This window comes from Deinococcus murrayi DSM 11303 (genome assembly GCF_000482805.1).
Lineage (GTDB): Bacteria > Deinococcota > Deinococci > Deinococcales > Deinococcaceae > Deinococcus > Deinococcus murrayi.
Genome location: NZ_KI519504.1, coordinates 31,092 through 49,917, shown reverse-complemented (window position 1 = coordinate 49,917; position 18,826 = coordinate 31,092). Strand labels below are relative to the sequence as shown.

Below are 18,826 nucleotides of genomic sequence, written 5' to 3'. Positions count from 1 at the left end.
CCTAGCCCTCGCGGGCGGGCGCGGCCCCAGCGGTGGGCCGGGCCGCCCCTTCTTCCCCACCCGCCCACAGCCCCTGCCGCCGCAGCGCCGCGACAAGATGCGGCTCACGTTTCTCCATCCCTCCACCCGGTGCCCAGTACGCCCGCAAGAGCCGCACCCAGTCGCCGGGCTTGTCTCCCCGCGCCGCGATGGGGTTCATGACCGCTATCGCCCCGCGCAGCGCCTCATCGGCAGGGTCCCGGTAGCGGTCCTCGTGGACGACGAGGGGCCGGGGCACCCGCGGGCGCTGGGGAGGTGTCTCGGCGGGAAGGCCCACCGTGAGGGCTGCGAAGGGAAGCACCCCCTGGGGCAGCTCCAGCAGGTCGAGCAGGCCCTCTAGCCCGTTCATCACCCCGCCAATCCAGCAGCCCTGATAGCCCAGCAGCTCGGCGGCGACAAGCAGGTTCTGCCCCGCCATCACCGCGTCCCCAATGCCGAAATGCACCCCGATGGCGGGCCAGCGCCCGACCTCGTGCCCGGCCACCCGCAGAAGCTGGCCCACCCGCCGCACGTCGAGGCAGACCACGAACGCTTCGGAGGCGGTCGCGACGTGTGCGTTCGTGGTCAGCTCGGCCACCCGCGCCCGCACCTGCGGCGACACCAACCGGATAAAGGAATAGAGCTGGGCGGTCGCGTCGGTGGGGGCACGCTGCGCGGCGTGCAGCAGCACCTCCAGATGCTCTGGCGGCAGGGGCAGCGGCGAGCCATCCTCTCGCGTGACGTACTGGCGAACAGTGCGGTGGGCATCGAAAAAAGCCCGGACCTCGGCGGGCGTGCGGGGGGTCATGGGGGGGAGGCTATCAGCCTTGAGCGCTTAGCGGTCCGCCTCGGCGGGCACGGGCGGGGGCACGACCAACCCACTTAGGGCCACGCCGCCCAGCCCGGCCATCACCGCGACGCCCAGCCACAGCTCCAGGCTGAGGTTGGTCAGGCCGAGCAGCGCCAGACCGCCCAGGTACGGCCCCCACACGGCCAGCGGAAGCAGAAAAGCAAAGGCCCGCAGCGCCAGGGGCCGCGCCGGGGACGGATTCAGCAGCAGCAGCAGGGCGTCCGCCACCAGCCCAGCAGCGAGCAGGAGCAGGGGCACCCGCCACTCGCCGGGCACCAGCATCAGGGTCATGAGGAGGGTGTTCAGGCCGTACATCAGCGTCACGGCCCCGAAGGGCAGCCGAAAGCGCCGCAGCAGCAGCAAGACGGGCGCGGCCAGAATCAGCGCGGTGAGGAGGATGCTGCTCAGCTCGCCGCGCGTCTGCACGTAGCCCAGGCCCTGCGGGGCGGCCATCAACCCCCACAGGTACATGTGCATGAAGGATGTGAAGCTCAGCAGCGCCGTGGCCGACAGCACGGCGGGCCACACCACCCCCGCCGGAGCGGCGCGGGGCGCAGGCATCCGCCAACTGCTCACCAGCGGGGCCGCCAGGATGAACGAAGCGCCCGCGAACAGCAGCAGGTGCGTGGGCGAGAGCAACGCCTCGATACCGACCTCGATGCCGAAGACCGTGTGCCAGGTCATGTCGCCCACTCCGCCCAGCCCGAACAGGGGCACCCCCAGCGCGGCGAGGGCGTAGCCCTGGGGAAAGGCCGCGGGGCCACGCCGCCCAGCCCGCCACCCCCGGTAACCCAGCCACCCCACCCACACCGCCACCGCCAGGAACCCCGAATAGAACAGCGCATGCCAGGGCGTGAAGAAGGTCTCCAGGCTTTCGCCGTAGCGGTTGTGCGCCCATCCATCCACGAAGATGCCGGTAGTGAGCCACCATCCCAGCCCCAGCGTGACGAGGTTCTGCGCCGGAGTCGCGCGGGCGGGCGCGGCGGGCGCGGGAGCGGCGGGAACGGTGGTCGTCATGGGTCAGTGTAGCCGCCCGCGACCAGCTTCCAAGCACCGGGGGAAAGGGGGGCGCTCAATCCCGCGTCGCCTCTAGGTAGTCGAATCGCGCCCCCAGCCCCTCCAAATGCCCGAAAAAGCCTGGGTAGCTCTTGCGGATGTGATGCGCCCCGCAAAGACGCAGAGGGGCGTCCGCCCGGAGGCCCAGCACGGTGAGCAGCATGACCATGCGGTGGTCGCCGTGCCCGTCCGCGCTGAGGCCCCCAGCAATCCGGTCCGTACCCGTTACGCTGAGGCTGTCCGCCGTCTCGCTCGTCTGCAAGCCCAGGCGCTCCAGCTCACGGCGGGTGTCGCTGATGCGGTCGCATTCCTTGAGGCGCAGGGTCGCCACGTTCTCCCAGGTCGTCGTGCCCTCGGCAAAGGCGGCGGCGGCGGTCAGCGCCTGCACCGCGTCGGTAAAGCTGTCACCGTCGCGCCGCACCGCCCGCAGGGGCCGCCCCCCGCGCACCGTCACCCGGTCGCCGCGGCGCACGACCTCGGCCCCCATGTCGCGCAACACCTCCAGGGCCTCGCGCTCGCCCTGAAGGTCGTGCTCGCGCAGGTTGCTCACCGTCACCTCGCCGGGCAACACGGCGGCGGCAGCGAGGAGGGCCGCCGACCCCGGATAGTCTCCCGGCACGAGGACCTCTCCGGCCCGGTACGCCTGCCCGCCGGGAATGAGGACACGCCGCAGGTCGTCAGATGCGTGCGCCCGAATCCCGAAGGCCGCCAGGGTGTCCAGCGTCTGGCGCAGGGGCGCGTGGCTTTTTATCTCGCCCGTGAGGTGCAGCTCTAGGCCGTCCGGCAAGAGCGGCCCCAGGAACAGCAGCGCGGAGGCATACTGGCTAGAGCGCTCGGCGCTGACCTCGACCGCGCCGCCGCGCACCGGGCCGGACACCGTGACCGGAAGGCGTCCGCCCGCGCTCGTCACCCGCGCCCCCAGCGCGGCGAGGGCCGCCAGCAGGTCCCCCTGGGGCCGCCGACCCAGCGAGTCGGGGTGGTCGGTGACGAAAGTGGTGCCCGTGGTCAGCGCGGCCACCCCCATCAGGAACCGGGCCACCGCCCCCGCGTTGCCGGGGTTGAGGGTCACGCCGGGCCGTGGCCGCGCCCCGAAGCCGCGCACCACTACGTCTTCCCCTGCCCGCTCCACATCCGCGCCCCAGCCCTTCAGGCAACTCAGCAGCGCCCCCGCGTCCTCGCTGGTGGCGGCCCCCACCACCCGCGACTCGCCCTCCGAGAGGGCCGCCGCGAGCAGATACCGGGTCGTGTAGTTCTTGCTGGGCTGCGCCCGCACCTCGCCGCGCAGCTCGCGGGCAGGATGAACAAGCACGTCGAAGCGTCCAGGCAGGCCGTCGCCACTCATGACCCGGAGGCTAGCGCCCCAGCGGTGGGGGTGCGGGGACGTCGGCTAGCCCGGCAGCGCAAGCTCAGGGCCGCACCACTGACACCCGCCCGCCCTCCAGCGTCACGGTAGCGGTCAGCTCTTCGCCGCGCCCGTCGACGACGCAGCTCTGCACGGTGGCGGGCGGCTGACGCCCCAGCAGGTCGGCGCAGGGCGTCTGCTGGGTGACCCCGGTGCGAACGGCGGCCCGCACCGCTTCGGCGGCGTACTCGCGGGCGGCGCGGCCCTGCCAGGCCAGCGCGGCGACCATCAAGCCGACCCCGGTCACAAAGAGGAGCAAGATGAGGGCGAAGGTCCGCATACGGGGGCAGGCTAGCAGCCCGGAAGGGGGGTACACTGGCCCCCGATGAGCAAGGTCATGATTATCGGTGCGGGGGGCGTGGGCAACGTGGTCGCCAAGAAGTGCGCCCAAAACGACAGCGTGTTCACGGAGGTGCTGCTCGCCAGCCGAACGGTGAGCAAGTGCGACAACATCGTCGCGGAGATTCACGAGCACTTTCCCCACAGCAAGACGAAGTTCACGACGGCGGCGGTTGATGCCGACAATGTGCCGGAGCTGGTCGCCCTGATACGGGAGTTTGGCCCCGAACTCGTGATTAATGTGGCGCTGCCCTATCAGGACCTCACCATCATGGACGCTTGCCTGGAAACGGGCGTGCACTACCTCGACACCGCCAACTACGAGCCGCGGGACGTGGCGAAGTTCGAGTACTCCTGGCAGTGGGCCTACCGCGAGCGCTTCGAGAAAGCGGGCCTGATGGCGCTGCTGGGCTGCGGCTTTGACCCCGGCGCGACGAACGCTTTTACTGCCTATCACGCCAAGCACCACTTCCGGGAAATCCACTACCTCGACATCGTGGACTGCAACAACGGCAACCACGGCAAAGCCTTTGCCACCAACTTTAACCCGGAAATCAACATCCGCGAGATTACGGCCAATGGCCGCTACTGGGAAAACGGCCAGTGGGTAGAAACCAAGCCGCTGGAAATCAGTCAGGACATCTACTACCCCAAGGTGGCCACCCGCAAGAGCTACGTCCTCTATCACGAGGAGCTGGAATCGCTGGTTCAAAACTTCCCAACCATCAAACGGGCGCGGTTTTGGATGACCTTTGGCGAGCAGTACCTCAAGCACCTGACGGTACTGGAGGGCATCGGCATGACCTCCATCGAACCCATCAACTTCCGGGGCATGCAGGTCGCGCCCATCGAGTTCCTCAAGGCCGTGCTCCCCGCCCCCGAATCGCTGGCGGAAGGCTACACCGGACAAACCTGCATCGGCGTGCAGGCCAAGGGGATTGGCAAAGACGGCGAGGAAGGCAAGGTCCACTTCATCTACAACGTCAAGGACCACGCCGAGTGCTACCGCGAGGTGCAGGCGCAGGCCGTCTCCTACACGACGGGCGTGCCCGCCATGATTGGCGCGATGCTGATGCTTCGGGGTACTTGGATGAAGCCCGGCGTTTACAACGTCGAGGAGTTCGACCCCGACCCCTTCATCGCCGCGATGAACGAATGGGGCCTGCCGGTCGACGAGCTGACGGGGATTGAACTCGTCAAAGACTGACCCGCGCACATCCGAGCGGCGGCCCACTCACACGGGCCGCCGCTTTTGCTCAGGAAGAAGACCCCTCTCCCAGGGGGAGAGAGCCGCTGCGTCAACAGCGGGGTGAGGGGTCTCTCTGTCTACCTCAGGTGCCCCATCGCCTCTCCGACGTAACTCCACATCGCCTGCATCTCCGGCGGCATGTGCGCCTGATAGGACTCGTTCAAGGTGCCGCCGATGTCCTGCCGTCCCCCCGTGAACTCGGCCACCAGCCCCTGCCAGCGCCGGGCGAGGTCGAGAACGCGGGGGTCGGACGCGGGCGTCCCGGCTTCCATCTCACGCAGCACTTCAGCCATCAAGCGGGGCCACTCGGCCTCGACTTCCTGGATGCGAGCCTCGCCGACCGCCTCGCGGCGCCCCTCCAGGTAACGCGCCTGCTCGTCGTCGAACTTGGGTTGCTCGCCCACCTGACGGGCCACGTCCAGCATCTTCTCTACCTTCTCGTTCATGCGAATCACCTCCAGAAGTTCTGCCCAGCTCGCCCCGCGCGGGTCCAACCGTCGCAGGCGCTCCAGCAGCGCCCGCCCGCGCTCCAGCCGCTCCTCCAGCATCCGGATTTGGGCGGCCAGCACCTGCGCGGGGTCGTGGGCCGGGTCGTGCAGCGCCGCACGAATCTGTTCCAGCGAAAGCCCCAGCGTCCGCAGGGTCTGAATCTGGTGCAGGGTCCGCACCTCGCCCTCGGAGTAGAGGCGGTGGTCGCCGTCCGTGCGCTCGCCGGGCCTCAGCAGGCCGATTTGGTCGTAGTGGCGTAGGGTCCGTACCGTGACGCCGCTGCGCCGGGCGAGTTCACCGATTCTGAGTTTCACCGCGTCCCTCCGAACCACACCGTAAGGGCTGACGTTACGTCCGGTTCAAGCCCCCACCGCGCAGGATTATTCAGGGGCGCCGGGACCCTCGACGCGCTCTGGGCTTCGGGTCCACCTGTCCAGAGACAGCGCCCGAACCCGCCCCACCTCTGCCCAGAGCCACTCTCATCTTCTCGGTCTGCTCGGAGTGATGGGTTCATCACCCGGCGTCTCCTTCTCGGTCCGGGCTTCCAGAAACCGCTGCTGGGTCTCCCAGGTGCGGCGGGCGCTCTGGCGGGAGGAGGTGTCCGGCCCGGCGATGCGGCGAATCTGGCTCAGGGCGCGTTCCAGTTCGGCGGGGTCGCGCTCGCCCTCCGGCTGGGCTTTCCAGGCCCGGACGGTGCCAGGGAGGTAGTCCCCCAGGCTCTGCCGGGCGTCAAAAGCGCGGCGGGGGTCGTTTTCCTCGCTGGCCCGCACCAGCGCCGCTTCGAGGTGGTCGGCGGTCAAGAGCACTTCGCCCGCCAGCGCAGGCGGCAGGCCCCGGCACAGCTCACGTACGTCGAGTTGCGGGAGCACCTCGGCGCTGGGCTGGGCGGGGAGGGGGGCGGGGGTGGGAACCGTGGGAAGGGCTGGGGACGTGGGCACTCCGGCTTCGGAGAGCAAGCCCACCCCCCGGAAAGCCGCCAGCCCCAGCCCCACGAAGGCGAGCGACAGGACCGCCAGCATCAGCCAAGGCCCCCCAAAGACCCCGCTCACGGCCACCGCCGGAATCAGCAGGGCGAGCGCCCCCGCCGTCTGAGGCCGAGCGAAAACCGCTCGCAAGTTCGCGCCCGTGCGGGTGTTCCCGAACAGCAGCAGCAGCGTCAGCGCCACCAGCCCCAGCACGGCCAACCCCGGCAGCGGGTTGCCGCGCGAAAACACCTGACTCAGCACGAAGATGGGAATCAGCAGGGCCAGGAGGCCAAGCGGGTCTTCTCCGCGCCGCTTGCGCCGCCCTCCCCCCCGCCGGGGCCGGACAGCTTCGGCGGGGGGGAGCGACTCAGGGCCGGGTGCGGGGTCCATGCCCCAGTATGCCAGGCGCGAAGGCTGAGGCGTGTCCGGTCAGGCGGCTCCCGCGTCCTCCGGACGAGCAAAAATCATGCGGCCCGCCCCGGTCTGCACGTTGTTGACGACCTGCACGCGGGCGGGCTTGCCCCGCAGTTTGATGCCGCCTTCGACGACCACCATCGTGCCGTCTTCGAGGTACCCGACCCCCTGGCCGGGCTGCTGGCCGCCCTTGGTAACGGTCACGGTGAGCACGTCGCCCGCCTGGACCTGAGGCCGCAAGGCGAGGGCGAGCGCATGCAGGCTCAGGACCTCCACCCCGTGCAGCCGGGCGACGCGGGCGAGGTTGGCGTCGTTGCTCAGGAGCTTGGCCCCCGTTTCGCGGGCGAGGCGCACCAGCTTTTCATCCACGGCGGGCAGCAGGGGGTCGTCCCAATCCTCGACCCGCAGGGGCCGTACCCCCCGCAGCTCTTCGAGGAGGGTCAGGGCACGCTTGCCCCGTGTGCGCTTGGCGGCGTCGTGGCTGTCGGCCAGGCGTTGCAGCTCGCGCAACACGAAGCCCGGCACGATGACCTCGCCCTCCAAAAAACCGCTGCGGGCCAGCTCCAACACCCGCCCGTCGATGATGACGTTGGAATCCAGAATCTTGCCGCCCCCCCGCCGCCGCACCGGAGCCACGTCCAAGAACCCAAAGGCCCCGGCGTGCCGCAGGGCAAAGGGCACGAAAAAAGCCGCCAGCACCCCGGTCACCAGCAGGCTCAGCGGCCAGGCGTAAAAGGGCAGCGAGCGCACGAGCGGCCCCAGCAGCACGCTGAGCAGGAGCGCCACCATCAGCCCGAAGGTCGCCGCCGTCACCCGCCGGGGCGAGAGGCCCCCGTACCAGCGGCTCAGGCGGTCCCACAAGCGCGTGGCGGCGCGTTCGGCCCGCGGCCCCAGCAGCAGCGCCGCGAGCGCCCCCGCGAGCATCAAGCTGAGGGTGTTGACCCAGGCGCTTTCGTCGTCCCCGGTGCTCGCCGCGAGGCGTTGGCCGCCTCCCCAACCGACGAGCAGCCCCAGCAACAGCAGCAGGAGACGAAAGGCGAGCACGGCTCCGAGTGTACCGGAAGTCCCCCGTCTGCCGCCGGGGCAGGGATACCCCCTTTCATGAAGAAGCTGACGGCTCCATGTGGAGCTTGGGGTGAACCGCTCATGCTCGTTGGCTAAGATGCCCTTCATGCGTTCCTTGCCCCACGTCGCCCTGCTGGGCCTCGGCCTCAGCGGGGTCCTCGGATTGGCCGCCGCGCAGACGCAGGCGGCTCCGGCCACCCCTGCTGCCCCCGCCGCCGCGCCCAAGGCCACCGTCTCTGCCGCGACCGCCCGTCTCGCCAGCAGCCTCGCCATCGAACTCAGCGGGGCCGCCAAGGGCCAGATTTTGAGCTGCCCCAGCAGCCTCAAGGTCAGCCCCGCCGCGGTGTGCCTGTACGTCAAGAACTCCTCGGCCTCGCTGCGGGCGCTCGTGCGCGGCAAGCTGGGGGCACGTGCCCTGGGCGATTGGAAGACCCCGGCGGGCAGCCAAGCCAGCTCGCTGCTGGTGTCGGGCAGCGCGAATGGCCCGGTGGGGGCCTACCTGCTGCTCGCGCCCCTCTCAGCAACCGAGACCCTGCTGGTGGTTGATGAGGCGCAGGCCAAGGCCCCCGCTGCCGCTCCCCGCCCCGCCGCCCCCGCGGGCGTGGTGAGGGGGGAACCCTATGTCCTGGGCAGCGACCTGATTGGGGTGGTCAGCGTGACCCCGCTGGGGGGCGGCAAGTACCGCCTCTCGCGCAGCGGTGCCGACCCCCTCACCGTCACCGTGGGCCAAAAACCCGCGCAGCTCGGCTCCGGCACCGTGCAGCTTCCGCTGGTGCCCGCGACTGACGGCAAGAACCTGATTTTCCCGCTGGCGGGCCTGCGGGCGCTGGGCTGCACCTTTACCCCGGCGGGCAGCAACGTGACGGTGGCCTGCGGCAGCGCAAGCATAGGACTGCGGCCCATCATCTTCTGAAGTCGGGCTTCTTGCGGGGAAGGCGGCCATGCGGCTGACCTTCCCTCCGCTCTCTGCTGTTCACGTCCCCTTGAGGCTTGGGTCATGTGGCAACCCCTGCGACCGCCCCTGCGTAATCATGACCGCAAGGAGGAAGCACCCATGAGCATTCTTGACCGCCTGTCTCGCCTGCTGCGTGCCAATGTCAACGACCTGATTAGCCGCGCTGAGGACCCCGCCAAGATTATCGAGCAGTCGCTGCTGGACATGCGCTCGGCCTATGCCGAGGCCCGCAGCGAGGTCGCCGACGCGATGAGCCAAAGCGCCAAACTCAGCCGCGAGGCGAGCACCAACCGCAAGCTCGCCGAGGAATACGAGAAAAAGGCCGAAGAAGCGCTGCGGGCCGGGAACGAGGAGTTGGCCCGCGAAGCCCTGCGCCGCTCGCACAACCACAAGGACCTCGCCAAGGGCTTTGAGGAGCAGGTCGGCACCCAAAACGCCACCGTCGACCAGCTCAAGACCCAACTGCGGGCGCTGGAAGCCAAGATTGACGAGATGGAGTCGCGCAAGTCGCTGCTCGCCGCTCGGCAAAAGACCGCGCAGGCGGGAGCGACCCTGGAGCGCGTGAGTGGCTTTTCCAAGGCGGGCGGGGCGATGGACGCCTTTGAGGACATGGAGCGTAAGGTGATGGCCATGGAAGACCGCAACCAGGCCATGGCCCAACTGCGTCAGGAAAGCGACCTCGACGCCCAGCTCGCCGACCTGGGCCGCGACCGCGAACTCGACGACGCTTTCGCCGCCCTCAAGGCCCGCGTGCAGGGTGGCAGCCAGAGCTAAAGCCGCTGCGTCTCTGAGAAATCTCAGGGGGCACCGCCGGGTGCCCTCTTTGGCCGTCTGCGCCCGTGAGGGGGCCGGCAGCGAAACTTCGTGATGGCTGACAGAATGGGGGGATGCCGAGCTTTACCCTGCTTACCATGTCGGGCCACTTCCGCAGGTCCCTCACCCCGGCGTTGCTGGGAGCACTGCTTGTCGGCTGCGCTCCTGCCGCGACGCCGCGCATGGCGGGGGGCGGGGCACCCGTGGCGGCGAGCACGCCCGTGGGCCGCGTGTCCTTTTATCCGCTGGAAACAGGTCTGAGCTGGAACTATCAGCCCGAAGGCGAGGCGGCGGGCGGGCAGCCCTATACCCTGCGGGCGCTGGGGCCGACCGTGTTTGGCGGGCAGGCAGCGCTGGCGTTCGAGCTGACCGGGCGCGGCGCTCAGCAGACGTGGTTTCGGCAGGTCGGCGCGGAGGGGGTGCGGCTGCTGGGCTTTCGCAAACCTGGCGTGAGCGTGCGGCTTGACCCGCCCTGGCTGGAAGCCCCCGCCGAGAGCGCGTGGCGGGTGGGGCTTTCCTGGGAGGGCACCAGCCGAGTCACCCTCAGTGGGGATGACGGCAAGGTGCAGGCCCAGGGCACACTGCGCTACCGCTACGACGTGCAAGACCGCCGCCGGGTCACGACCCCCGCCGGGACCTTTGACGTCTGGGTGGTCACTCGGCAAATCGGCGACGATGTGGGGGGCCTCTTTTCGCCGCAGGTGCAGCAGCTTTGGTTCGCGCCCTTTGTGGGCGAAATCCGCACCCCGGAAGGCCTGCTGCTGACCGCCCGCAACTTTGGGGGGAAGCCCTGAAGTCCCCTCCTCCGCTACCGTGGGGCCATGACCAGCCCCGTGCCCCCGCCCCAGGAGGCGTGCCATGACTGAACCGCTCACTCCGCTGCTTGACCGTATTCATAGCCCCCAGGACCTCAAAGGCCTGAGCCGCGAGGAGCTGCCGCAACTCGCCGAGGAACTGCGCAGCGAAATCGTGCGGGTTTGCTCGGTGGGCGGGCTGCACCTCGCCTCTTCGCTGGGGGCGACCGACCTCATTGTGGCGCTGCATTACGTCCTTGACTCGCCGCGGGACCGCATCCTCTTTGACGTGGGGCATCAGGCCTACGCCCACAAGATGCTCACCGGACGCCGCGCCCAGATGAGCACCCTGAAAAAGGAGGGCGGCCTCAGCGGCTTTACCAAGGTCAGCGAGTCCGAGCACGACGCCATCACGGTGGGGCACGCGAGCACCAGCCTTGCCAACGCCCTGGGGATGGCGCTCGCCCGCGACGCGCAGGGGCAGGATTACCGGGTGGCCGCCGTCATCGGGGACGGCTCGCTGACGGGCGGGATGGCCCTCGCCGCGCTGAACACCATCGGCGACCTGGGCCGCAACATGCTGATAGTCCTCAACGACAACGAGATGAGCATCTCGGAAAACGTGGGTGCCCTCAACAAGTTCATGCGCGGCCTGCAGGTGCAGCGGTGGTTCCAGGAGGGCGAGGGCGCGGGCAAAAAGGCGGTCGAAGCCCTCAGCAAGCCGCTCGCCGACCTGATGAGCCGCGCCAAGAGCAGCACCCGGCACTTCTTTGACCCCGCCAGCGTCAATCCTTTCGCGGCGATGGGCCTGCGCTACGTCGGCCCGGTCGACGGGCACAACGTGCAAGAACTCGTGTGGCTGCTCGAACGGCTCGTGGGCCTCGACGGCCCCACCCTGCTGCACGTGGTGACCAAAAAGGGCAAGGGCCTCAGCTACGCCGAGGCCGACCCCATCTTTTGGCACGGCCCCGCCAAGTTTGACCCCGCCACTGGGGAATACACGCCCAGCAGCGCCTATTCCTGGAGCAGCGCCTTTGGGGACGCGGTGACCGAGCTGGCCGCCCAGGACCCGCGTACCTTTGTGATTACGCCCGCCATGCGCGAGGGCAGCGGGCTGGTGCGCTACAGCCAGGTGCACCCACACCGTTACCTCGATGTCGGCATCGCCGAGGAAGTGGCGGTCACGACGGCGGCAGGCATGGCCCTGCGCGGGATGCGGCCCATCGTGGCGATCTACTCGACCTTCTTGCAACGCGCCTATGACCAGGTGCTGCACGACGTGGCGATTGAGCACCTCAACGTGACCTTTGCCATCGACCGGGCAGGCATCGTGGGGGCGGACGGAGCCACCCACAACGGGGTCTTTGACCTGAGTTACCTGCGCTCGATTCCGGGGGTCCGCATCGGCCTGCCGAAGGACGCCGCCGAGCTGCGCGGCATGCTGAAGTACGCCCAGGAACACCCCGGCCCCTTCGCCATTCGCTACCCGCGGGGCAACACCGAGCGGGTGACGGAGGGCACCTGGCCCGACCTGGAGTGGGGCACCTGGGAGCGGGTCCAGGAGGGCGACGAGGTGGTCATCCTCGCCGGGGGCAAGGCGCTGGAGTACGCCCGCAAAGCCGCCGCAGGGCTGCCCGGCGTGGGCGTGGTCAATGCCCGCTTTGTCAAGCCACTCGATGAGGCGATGTTGCGCGAGGTGGCCACCAGAGCGCGGGCGCTCGTCACGGTCGAAGACAACACGGTTGTGGGCGGCTTCGGCAGCGCGGTGCTGGAAGCCCTCAACGGGATGGGCCTGCGCGTGCCCGTGCGGGTGCTGGGTATCCCCGACGAGTTCCAGGAACATGCAACCATCGAGAGCGTCCATGCCCGCGCCGGGCTGGACACGGCGGCCATCCGCACCGTGCTCGCCGAACTCGGCGTTGACGTGCCGCTGGAGGTGTAGAAGCAGGCGGAGAAGGGAGGCCGGGGCGGGTGCTCCGGCTTCCTCCTTGACCCGTGGCTGACGAACGGGTCACACCCTGAGGGCGTCTCCCCCCTCTTCCCTTCCTCGCCTTCCTGGAGGTTTGCCCATGCGAATCCCCTTTTTCGTGGTCGCCCTCTTGCTCGCCGGGGTGTCGTTCGCCCTGCCCTGGTCGTGGGCAGAGGTGCTGGGCGGCGTGCTGGTGGTGCTGGGACTGGGGTCCGTCCCCTCCGGCGGGTTCCGCCCTCCCGTGCGGGGGGCGGACGGCGGCGCGGCGGTGGTCGGGGCCATCGGTGGGGCTGACCTCGTGGGGGGGTGCGGCGCTGGGGCAGGCGCGGGGACGGACGGGAACGGCTGCGGGGGCTTCTGAACGGGAGTAACCCGTCACTGCGCCGGGTCACCCCAGCTTGCTGGCCTTCTGCCGCCGCAGCGCCCCGAAGCTCTCGCGCAGGAGCCGCCCCGCCTCTGCCGCCCGCACGCCGCCCGTCACCTCCGGGCGGTGGCCCCAGTGGTGGGCCAAGAGGTCGCTGACGCCGCCCAGCGCCCCGGCCCCCTGGTTGGTCGCCCCGTAGACGATACGGCCCACCCGCGCCTCCAGCGCCGCCCCCAAACACATCGGGCACGGCTCCAGCGTGACGACGAGGGTGCAGGCGGTGAGGTAGGGACTGCCCAGCGAGCGGGCGGCGTCGCGCAGCGCCCCCAACTCGGCGTGCCGGGTCATGTCGCCGTGCTCGCGGCTGCGGTTGCGCCCCCGCCCGACGACCGTTCCTTCTGGCCCCAGCACGACTGCGCCCACGGGGACTTCGCCCTGCTGGACCGCCTCTGCCGCCAGCGCGAGGGCTTCGCCCATGGCCGCGTGCAGGGGGTCGGGGGCTGCTCCTGCCGCCGCCCGTGCGCCCACCGCCCACACGGGCGGGCGCAGACCTACCCACTGCACGTCCCCCCCCACCGCCAGCAGGGGCACCCGGTCGCGCTCGGCGCGGGGCACTTTGGCGTCAGTGAAGACGTCACTGAGCTTGCGGGTGCCGCCAGGAAGATGCAGGCGGTCGCCGGGCTGCCGGGTCCGCAGGGTCCAGCCGGACGGAATGGGAAAGTCGGGGCCAGGCCAGGCCAGCGGGCGCAGGTGCAGCCGCCCACCCGTCGCGGTCACGTCCTGGCCGCCCGGTAGGGTGAGGTGGGCGGTCTCTCCCGCCCCCAGCGCGGCGGCAAGGGTCTCGACGTGCCCCGCGTGGTAGGGAAAGCCCGCCTCCTCCAGCGCCCGCGCCACGTGGCGGCGCAGCACGGCGGCGGGCTGCCGGGTCCGCGGCGCGTGCTCGGTCAGGCGGGCGGCGAGGTCCCGGAGCGCCGCGTCGTCCTCGCGGGCAAGGCGAGCAAGGCGAGCGAGCGCCCCCTCCAGGTAGGGAAAGCGAGAGGTCAGCAAGGGCAAAACCTCGCCGCGCAGCCAAGCCCGCGTGCGGGTGAGGTCGGCGTTGGTGGGGTCTTCGCGCCACCCCTGGCCCAGCGCGTGCAAAAAAGCTTCGGCATCGGCGCGGGGCACCTCCAGCCAGGGCCGGTGCACCCGGCCCCGCACGGGCGGAATGCCGCGCAGCACCGCCTCGCCGCGCAGCACCTCCAGCAAGACAGTTTCGGCCTGGTCGCGGCGGGTGTGGGCGGTCAGGATGGCGAAAGCCCCCACCGCCTTCGCCGTGCGCGAAAGGAACTCGTAGCGCACTCGGCGGGCCGCGTCCTCCACGTTCCAGCCGCGCCGCGCCGCAACCGCACCCACATCTACTCGCGTGCCGCGAAAGGGCACCCCCAGCCCCACCGCCAGCGCCTCCACCCACGCCGCGTCCTGCGCCGAATCCTCGCGCAGGGCGTGGTCGAGGTGGGCGGCGATGGGCCGCGCTCCGGCCAGCAGCAGCGCCCGCAACAGCGCCACACTGTCGGCCCCGCCCGACACGCCCACCACGACCCGCTGCTCAGCATAGGGCTGGAGGGGACGACCCAAGATGGGCGGCAGGAGAGGCGGGCCAGACACGGGCGCATTGTAGGCGGCCCGGTACAATCGGGAGCATGGCTCTCCGCGCCCAACAGCCCGCCCCCGACTTTGACACCCGCAGCGACGACGGCCAACCCGTTCGCCTCGCGGACCTGCGGGGCCGCTGGGTCGTGCTGTATTTCTACCCCCGTGCGGGTACGCCCGGCTGCTCGGTGGAAGCCCAGCGCTTCGAGGCGGCCCTGCCGGAGTTTGAGCGCCTCGGCGCGGTCGTCATTGGGGTGAGCACCGACACCGAAGCGCGGCAAGCCAAGTTCCGCGAAAGCTGCGGCCTGTCGTTTCCCCTGATTCCCGACAGCGACCGTTCCCTCGCCCGTGCCTACGGGGTGATGGGCGGCGTGGGCGGGCTGCTGGGGGTGGCGGCGCGGCAAACTTTCCTGATTGACCCTCAGGGCCGCATTGCCCACCATTGGCGCACCGTCAACCCCGTCAGCCACGCCGCCGACGTGCTGCGCTACCTGCGCCAGACCGTCTGACGGCGGCCCCTGCGCCCAAGGCGTGGGGCTAGGCCGCAAAGACTCCGCCGCCTAGCCCCCGACAGGATGGGGCTTAGAGGCTGGCCAGCGCCTCTCGCATGATGCTCAGGCCTGTTTGCGCTTCTTCGCGGGTCAGGATGAGGGGCGGGCTGATGCGAATGACGGCCTCGCCGCAGTCGAGGTTGAGGAGGCCCCGTTCGAACATCGCCATGCTCGCTCGGTCGCGCAGCGCCCCGTCCGGCGAGCCGTCCGGCTTCACGAACTCCAGGCCGATAAACAGGCCCCGTCCGCGCACATCCCCCAAGAAGGGGAACTCGGCCTGCATGGCCCGCAGCTCGGCCATGATGGAGTCGCCGACCTCGCGGGCGTTCTCCATCAGGTTTGCGCCGCAGCCGGGGTGCTTCACCACGCCTTCGAGCAGGTCGAGGGTGGCGTGTGCCGCCGCCGCCGCGACCGGGTTGCCGCCGAAGGTCGAGCCGTGCGAGCCGACGGGCCAGGTCATCACCCTCTCTTTGGCCAGCATCGCAGAGATGGGCAAGCCCGACGCGATGCCCTTGGCCAACGTCACGATGTCGGGCTGACAGCTCTGTCCGTCTGCGCCGAAGTGCTGGAAGGAGAACATCTTCCCGGAGCGGCCCATCCCGGCCTGCACCTCGTCAAAAATCAGCAGGATGCCGTACTTGTCGCACAGCGCCCGCAGCCCCGGCAGGAAATCGGCGGGCGGCACGATGTACCCGCCCTCGCCCTGCATCGGCTCGATGATGATGGCGGCGACCTCATCGGCGGGAATCACCGTCTGAAACAGCCCCTCGATGTGGTTAAGGACGGCCTGCCCGCAGGTTTCCGGCGTGCTGCCCAGCGGCGGGCGGAAGGGGTTGGGATAGGGCACATGCGAGACATTGGGCAGCAGGGGACCGAAGCCGCGCTTGTATTTCGTCTTGCTGCCCGTCAGCGTGATGGCCCCGTAGGTCCGCCCATGAAAAGACCCCAGCGTCGAGATGATGTGGGTGCGCCCGGTGTGGTTGCGGGCCAACTTGACCGCCGCCTCCACCGCCTCAGCACCGGAGTTGCCGAAAAAGACGCGCCATTTCTCGCCGGGCCGCTCGATGTGCGAGACCAGCCGCTCGGCGAGACGGGTCGTTATCTCCTGCGGGTAGTCGGTCAGGCAGACATGGGCAAACTTGCCGATTTGCTCCTGCACGGCCTGCACCACATGCGGGTGTGCGTGCCCGGTCGTGCTGACGGCAATCCCCGCGAAAAAGTCGAGCATCGTATTGCCGTCGACATCAGTCAGCCACACGCCCTCGCCGTGGTCCGGCACAAAGGGGTAGGGCCGCATGTAGGAGGTGGAAAGATGCTGGGCGTCGCGCTCCATGATGGCCCGCGTCTGGGGGCCGGGAAGAGCGGTCTTGAGCAGGGGCTGGCGGGGCTGGGTTTGAGAGAGAGTGGTCATGGGGGCTCCTGGCAAGAAGAACTAGAGAGAAGAAGAGGCGACGGCAGTCTCTTTCCCTCCCTGTTGATGGGGAAGCTCGTCAAGCTGCGTTCGCAAATGGCCGGGGAGGGGGGGTCGCCCTCTCTTCACCCCCTCCCAACCTCCCCCTCAAGGGGGAGGGGCAAAAAATAAAAATTCAGTCGCCGCTGACGGGGTGCGGCCCGCTCTCCACCGCTTGCGGCGTCTGCGCCATGCCGTCGGGGGCGGTGTCGGTCACCGCGCCCGCGCCGCCGACGCCATAGGCGGCCCACTTGTCCTCGCGGGAGTTCAGGCGGTGCTTGACGGCACCGGGGCGGTTACGCGACTCACTGAACTCCTTGGGTTCGATGGAGATGCGCTCGCCCTCCATCAGGCCATATATCCCCGTCTGGCCGGGTTCCTGGCGGTGCCACTCGGCGGGAATGGCCATATCCGGCCCCACATAGTCGGTCGGCTCGGAGTAGGCGGCGATGTAGCCTTCAAAGTTCCGCAGAATCAGCTTGTCGGGCGAGTGCGAGAGCACATAGTTGGGCGCGACCGGAATCTTGCCGCCGCCGCCCGGCGCGTCCACGACGTAGGTGGGCACGCTGTAGCCAGAGGTGTGCCCGCGCAGGCTTTCCATGATTTCTAGGCCCTTGGCCACGGTGGTCCGCAGGTGTCCGGCCCCGTGCACGAGGTCACATTGGTAGATGTAGTAGGGCCGCACCCGAATCTTGACGAGTTCACGCAAGAGTTTTTGCATGATGACCGGGTGGTCGTTGACGCCGCGCAGCAGCACGCTCTGATTGCCCAGGGGCACGCCCGCCCGCGTGAGGCGGTCGCAGGCCTCGGCCACCTCTGGGGTGATTTCCTTGGGGTGGTTGACGTGGATGTTCATCCACAGGGGGTGATGCTCGGCGAGCACGTCGCACAGCTCCTGGGTCACACGCATGGGCATAAAGACCGGAACGCGGGTGCCGATGCGAATAATCTCGATGTGCTCTATCTTGCGCAGCTCAGACAGCAGGCGGCTGAGGACCTTGGGCGCGAGGGTCAGGGGGTCGCCGCCCGACAGCAGCACGTCGCGAACCTGAGGGGTGTTGCGCAGGTAGTTCAGTTGCGCCTCGTACTCGGCGGGGTTAAAGGTCTCGGAAGGGTCCCCCACGATGCGCGAGCGGGTGCAGTAGCGGCAGTACGAAGCACACTGGGTGGTGACCAGCATCAGCACCCGGTCGGGATAGCGGTGCACCAGGCCGGGCACGGGGCTGTGTTTGTCCTCGGCGAGCGAGTCTTCCATCATCGCCGTAAAGGGTTCAAGTTCGTGATGGGTGGGAATAACCTGACGCCGCACCGGGCAGGTGGGGTCTTCGGGGTCCATCAGCGAGGCGAAGTACGGGGTGATGTCCAGCCGGAAGATGCCCTGGGCGCTGGCCCCCGCCCGCTCGGACTCGGTGAGGCGAATGACCTCTTCTAGCTCCTCGACCGAGTTGATGCGGTTTTTGAGCTGCCATTTCCAGTCGTACCACTGCTCGTCGGGCACGTCTTTCCACTTGGGAGCGCGGTGGTTGCGGGGCAGCATCTGCTGAGCACGGACCGTCGCCTGCGGATGCAGGGGGGTGGGAGTAGGCATGGCACCTCCTGGGGGTGATGAAACGTGAGTGCGGTCCCATCCAGTCTGACGCCCCCAAAGCCCCTTTGGAAGGCGCGGGCACCGCCTCAGCCCATGCCCCGCCCGCACACCAAACTGACAAACGCCATGCCCGACCTGGCAAACGTTAAGATGACCTCATGAAGCAGCACGGCGGCCCCCTCGACGCTCTCGATCACCGCATCCTCCAGGAACTGCAAACCGACTCTCGCCTCAGCATGCGCGAACTCGGCAGGCGCGTCGGCCTCTCGGCCCCCGCCGTCACCGAGCGGGTTCGGCGGCTCGAAGATGCGGGGGTGATTTTGGGCTACGGCATCCGGGTTGCCACCCACGCCCTGGGCCGGGCCATCACCGCCTTTATCGGCGTGCAAGACAGCGGTCGCAACGACCCCGCCCTCGTACGCTGGGCCAAGAAGCATGACGGCGTCTTGGAATGCCACTCGGTCACGGGCCACAACTCCTGCATCCTCAAGGTCGCCGTGCCGGACGTCGCCGCCCTCGAAGCTCTGCTGAGCGAACTTATCGCCCTGGGCTTTACCTGTGACACCTCCATCGTCCTGAGTACCCCCCTAGAGGGCAAAGTGCTCCTGCCCTCCGCCTAGCGCTTAGGCTCAGCGCCCCCGCCCGGACACCTCCCCTGACACCCTGTCAGCGCGAACCCCCCGTGACCATCAAAACCTGGGGGGGTTCGCGCAAAGCCGAAAGTGCCTCCCCATCGGCATTTTTCGGAACACCCCCACCGAGCACGGGTCCAAAACTGGACAGCGCAGGGGGGGTTCGCGCAAACTGGTTGCGGGAAGCCGTCCTGGACGCATCCGGGAGGTGACCCGTTGCAGCCGTCTTTCGGG

Annotated in this window: 18 protein-coding genes; 8 read left to right on the top strand and 10 right to left on the bottom strand. The window is 69.2% G+C overall.

Going from position 1 to position 18,826, the window contains the following annotated elements:
• Position 1 precedes the first annotated feature (1 nt).
• From H565_RS15395 to H565_RS0112460, 4 genes are all read right to left on the bottom strand, one after another.
• Entirely contained in the window at positions 2 to 826 is an 825-nt protein-coding gene (locus H565_RS15395) for a nitroreductase family protein (protein ID WP_051363606.1), read from the bottom strand.
• 27 nt (positions 827 to 853) lie between these two features.
• Complete coding sequence (locus H565_RS0112470) at positions 854 to 1,885, bottom strand: hypothetical protein (RefSeq protein WP_027461325.1); 1,032 nt, start codon at positions 1,883 to 1,885, stop codon at positions 854 to 856.
• A 55-nt stretch (positions 1,886 to 1,940) separates the two neighbouring features.
• Entirely contained in the window at positions 1,941 to 3,266 is a 1,326-nt protein-coding gene (gene aroA / locus H565_RS0112465; protein WP_027461324.1) for a 3-phosphoshikimate 1-carboxyvinyltransferase, read from the bottom strand.
• 64 nt (positions 3,267 to 3,330) lie between these two features.
• Entirely contained in the window at positions 3,331 to 3,606 is a 276-nt protein-coding gene (locus H565_RS0112460; RefSeq protein ID WP_034402591.1) for a hypothetical protein, read from the bottom strand.
• A 45-nt stretch (positions 3,607 to 3,651) separates the two neighbouring features.
• Between H565_RS0112460 and H565_RS0112455 the strand changes: the two genes are divergently transcribed.
• Entirely contained in the window at positions 3,652 to 4,872 is a 1,221-nt protein-coding gene (locus tag H565_RS0112455) for a saccharopine dehydrogenase family protein (protein ID WP_027461322.1), read from the top strand.
• Between the two features lie 119 nt (positions 4,873 to 4,991).
• Here H565_RS0112455 and H565_RS15390 read toward each other — a convergent pair whose 3' ends face one another.
• The 3 genes from H565_RS15390 to H565_RS0112440 all read right to left on the bottom strand — a co-directional run bounded on the left by H565_RS15390 (position 4,992) and on the right by H565_RS0112440 (position 7,826).
• On the bottom strand, positions 4,992 to 5,717 hold the full coding sequence (locus H565_RS15390) for a MerR family transcriptional regulator (protein ID WP_051363605.1): 726 nt from the start codon (positions 5,715 to 5,717) through the stop codon (positions 4,992 to 4,994).
• Between the two features lie 165 nt (positions 5,718 to 5,882).
• Complete coding sequence (locus H565_RS0112445) at positions 5,883 to 6,758, bottom strand: hypothetical protein (RefSeq protein ID WP_027461321.1); 876 nt, start codon at positions 6,756 to 6,758, stop codon at positions 5,883 to 5,885.
• Positions 6,759 to 6,797: 39 nt separating this feature from the next.
• Positions 6,798 to 7,826, bottom strand: coding sequence for a PIN/TRAM domain-containing protein (locus H565_RS0112440; protein WP_027461320.1), 1,029 nt, complete (start codon positions 7,824 to 7,826; stop codon positions 6,798 to 6,800).
• A 127-nt stretch (positions 7,827 to 7,953) separates the two neighbouring features.
• Between H565_RS0112440 and H565_RS0112435 the strand changes: the two genes are divergently transcribed.
• The 5 genes from H565_RS0112435 (at position 7,954) to H565_RS0112415 (ending at position 12,739) form a co-directional block, all read left to right on the top strand.
• Positions 7,954 to 8,760: a hypothetical protein gene (locus tag H565_RS0112435; protein ID WP_084542990.1), complete on the top strand. Its 807-nt coding sequence runs from the start codon at positions 7,954 to 7,956 to the stop codon at positions 8,758 to 8,760.
• Between the two features lie 141 nt (positions 8,761 to 8,901).
• On the top strand, positions 8,902 to 9,576 hold the full coding sequence (locus H565_RS0112430) for a PspA/IM30 family protein (protein ID WP_027461318.1): 675 nt from the start codon (positions 8,902 to 8,904) through the stop codon (positions 9,574 to 9,576).
• A 113-nt stretch (positions 9,577 to 9,689) separates the two neighbouring features.
• A complete protein-coding gene (locus H565_RS0112425; protein WP_245576225.1) occupies positions 9,690 to 10,409 on the top strand; it encodes a hypothetical protein in 720 nt (239 codons plus the stop codon).
• Between the two features lie 64 nt (positions 10,410 to 10,473).
• Positions 10,474 to 12,351, top strand: coding sequence for a 1-deoxy-D-xylulose-5-phosphate synthase (gene dxs, locus H565_RS0112420; RefSeq protein ID WP_027461316.1), 1,878 nt, complete (start codon positions 10,474 to 10,476; stop codon positions 12,349 to 12,351).
• Positions 12,352 to 12,478: 127 nt separating this feature from the next.
• Positions 12,479 to 12,739 (top strand): hypothetical protein, encoded by a 261-nt coding sequence (locus H565_RS0112415; protein WP_027461315.1) that lies wholly within the window; start codon positions 12,479 to 12,481, stop codon positions 12,737 to 12,739.
• A gap of 27 nt (positions 12,740 to 12,766) precedes the next feature.
• On the opposite strand, the gene tilS is transcribed toward H565_RS0112415, so the two are convergent.
• Positions 12,767 to 14,386, bottom strand: coding sequence for a tRNA lysidine(34) synthetase TilS (tilS, locus tag H565_RS0112410; RefSeq protein WP_157469062.1), 1,620 nt, complete (start codon positions 14,384 to 14,386; stop codon positions 12,767 to 12,769).
• A 35-nt stretch (positions 14,387 to 14,421) separates the two neighbouring features.
• Between tilS and H565_RS0112405 the strand changes: the two genes are divergently transcribed.
• On the top strand, positions 14,422 to 14,880 hold the full coding sequence (locus H565_RS0112405) for a peroxiredoxin (RefSeq protein WP_027461313.1): 459 nt from the start codon (positions 14,422 to 14,424) through the stop codon (positions 14,878 to 14,880).
• A gap of 73 nt (positions 14,881 to 14,953) precedes the next feature.
• Here the strand turns inward: H565_RS0112405 and H565_RS0112400 are convergent, their stop codons facing one another.
• Together H565_RS0112400 and kamA are read right to left on the bottom strand one after the other, a co-directional pair.
• The gene (locus tag H565_RS0112400) at positions 14,954 to 16,333 is read right to left on the bottom strand and encodes an acetyl ornithine aminotransferase family protein (protein ID WP_027461312.1); all 1,380 of its coding nucleotides are present in this window, start codon (positions 16,331 to 16,333) and stop codon (positions 14,954 to 14,956) included.
• A gap of 175 nt (positions 16,334 to 16,508) precedes the next feature.
• Complete coding sequence (gene kamA, locus H565_RS0112395; RefSeq protein WP_027461311.1) at positions 16,509 to 17,960, bottom strand: lysine 2,3-aminomutase; 1,452 nt, start codon at positions 17,958 to 17,960, stop codon at positions 16,509 to 16,511.
• A gap of 158 nt (positions 17,961 to 18,118) precedes the next feature.
• On the opposite strand from kamA, the gene H565_RS0112390 reads away from it, so the two are divergent.
• The gene (locus H565_RS0112390) at positions 18,119 to 18,580 is read left to right on the top strand and encodes an Lrp/AsnC family transcriptional regulator (protein ID WP_027461310.1); all 462 of its coding nucleotides are present in this window, start codon (positions 18,119 to 18,121) and stop codon (positions 18,578 to 18,580) included.
• Positions 18,581 to 18,826 lie beyond the last annotated feature (246 nt).

Excerpts from the sequence above, each read along its gene's own strand:
- H565_RS15395 (WP_051363606.1), bottom strand. The coding sequence starts at position 826 with ATGACCCCCCGCACGCCCGCCGAGGTCCGGGCTTTTTTCGATGCCCAC.
- H565_RS0112470 (WP_027461325.1), bottom strand. The coding sequence starts at position 1,885 with ATGACGACCACCGTTCCCGCCGCTCCCGCGCCCGCCGCGCCCGCCCGC.
- aroA (WP_027461324.1), bottom strand. The coding sequence starts at position 3,266 with ATGAGTGGCGACGGCCTGCCTGGACGCTTCGACGTGCTTGTTCATCCT.
- H565_RS0112460 (WP_034402591.1), bottom strand. The coding sequence starts at position 3,606 with ATGCGGACCTTCGCCCTCATCTTGCTCCTCTTTGTGACCGGGGTCGGC.
- H565_RS0112455 (WP_027461322.1), top strand. The coding sequence starts at position 3,652 with ATGAGCAAGGTCATGATTATCGGTGCGGGGGGCGTGGGCAACGTGGTC.
- H565_RS0112445 (WP_027461321.1), bottom strand. The coding sequence starts at position 6,758 with ATGGACCCCGCACCCGGCCCTGAGTCGCTCCCCCCCGCCGAAGCTGTC.
- H565_RS0112435 (WP_084542990.1), top strand. The coding sequence starts at position 7,954 with ATGCGTTCCTTGCCCCACGTCGCCCTGCTGGGCCTCGGCCTCAGCGGG.
- H565_RS0112430 (WP_027461318.1), top strand. The coding sequence starts at position 8,902 with ATGAGCATTCTTGACCGCCTGTCTCGCCTGCTGCGTGCCAATGTCAAC.
- H565_RS0112425 (WP_245576225.1), top strand. The coding sequence starts at position 9,690 with ATGCCGAGCTTTACCCTGCTTACCATGTCGGGCCACTTCCGCAGGTCC.
- dxs (WP_027461316.1), top strand. The coding sequence starts at position 10,474 with ATGACTGAACCGCTCACTCCGCTGCTTGACCGTATTCATAGCCCCCAG.
- H565_RS0112415 (WP_027461315.1), top strand. The coding sequence starts at position 12,479 with ATGCGAATCCCCTTTTTCGTGGTCGCCCTCTTGCTCGCCGGGGTGTCG.
- H565_RS0112405 (WP_027461313.1), top strand. The coding sequence starts at position 14,422 with ATGGCTCTCCGCGCCCAACAGCCCGCCCCCGACTTTGACACCCGCAGC.
- H565_RS0112400 (WP_027461312.1), bottom strand. The coding sequence starts at position 16,333 with ATGACCACTCTCTCTCAAACCCAGCCCCGCCAGCCCCTGCTCAAGACC.
- kamA (WP_027461311.1), bottom strand. The coding sequence starts at position 17,960 with ATGCCTACTCCCACCCCCCTGCATCCGCAGGCGACGGTCCGTGCTCAG.
- H565_RS0112390 (WP_027461310.1), top strand. The coding sequence starts at position 18,119 with ATGAAGCAGCACGGCGGCCCCCTCGACGCTCTCGATCACCGCATCCTC.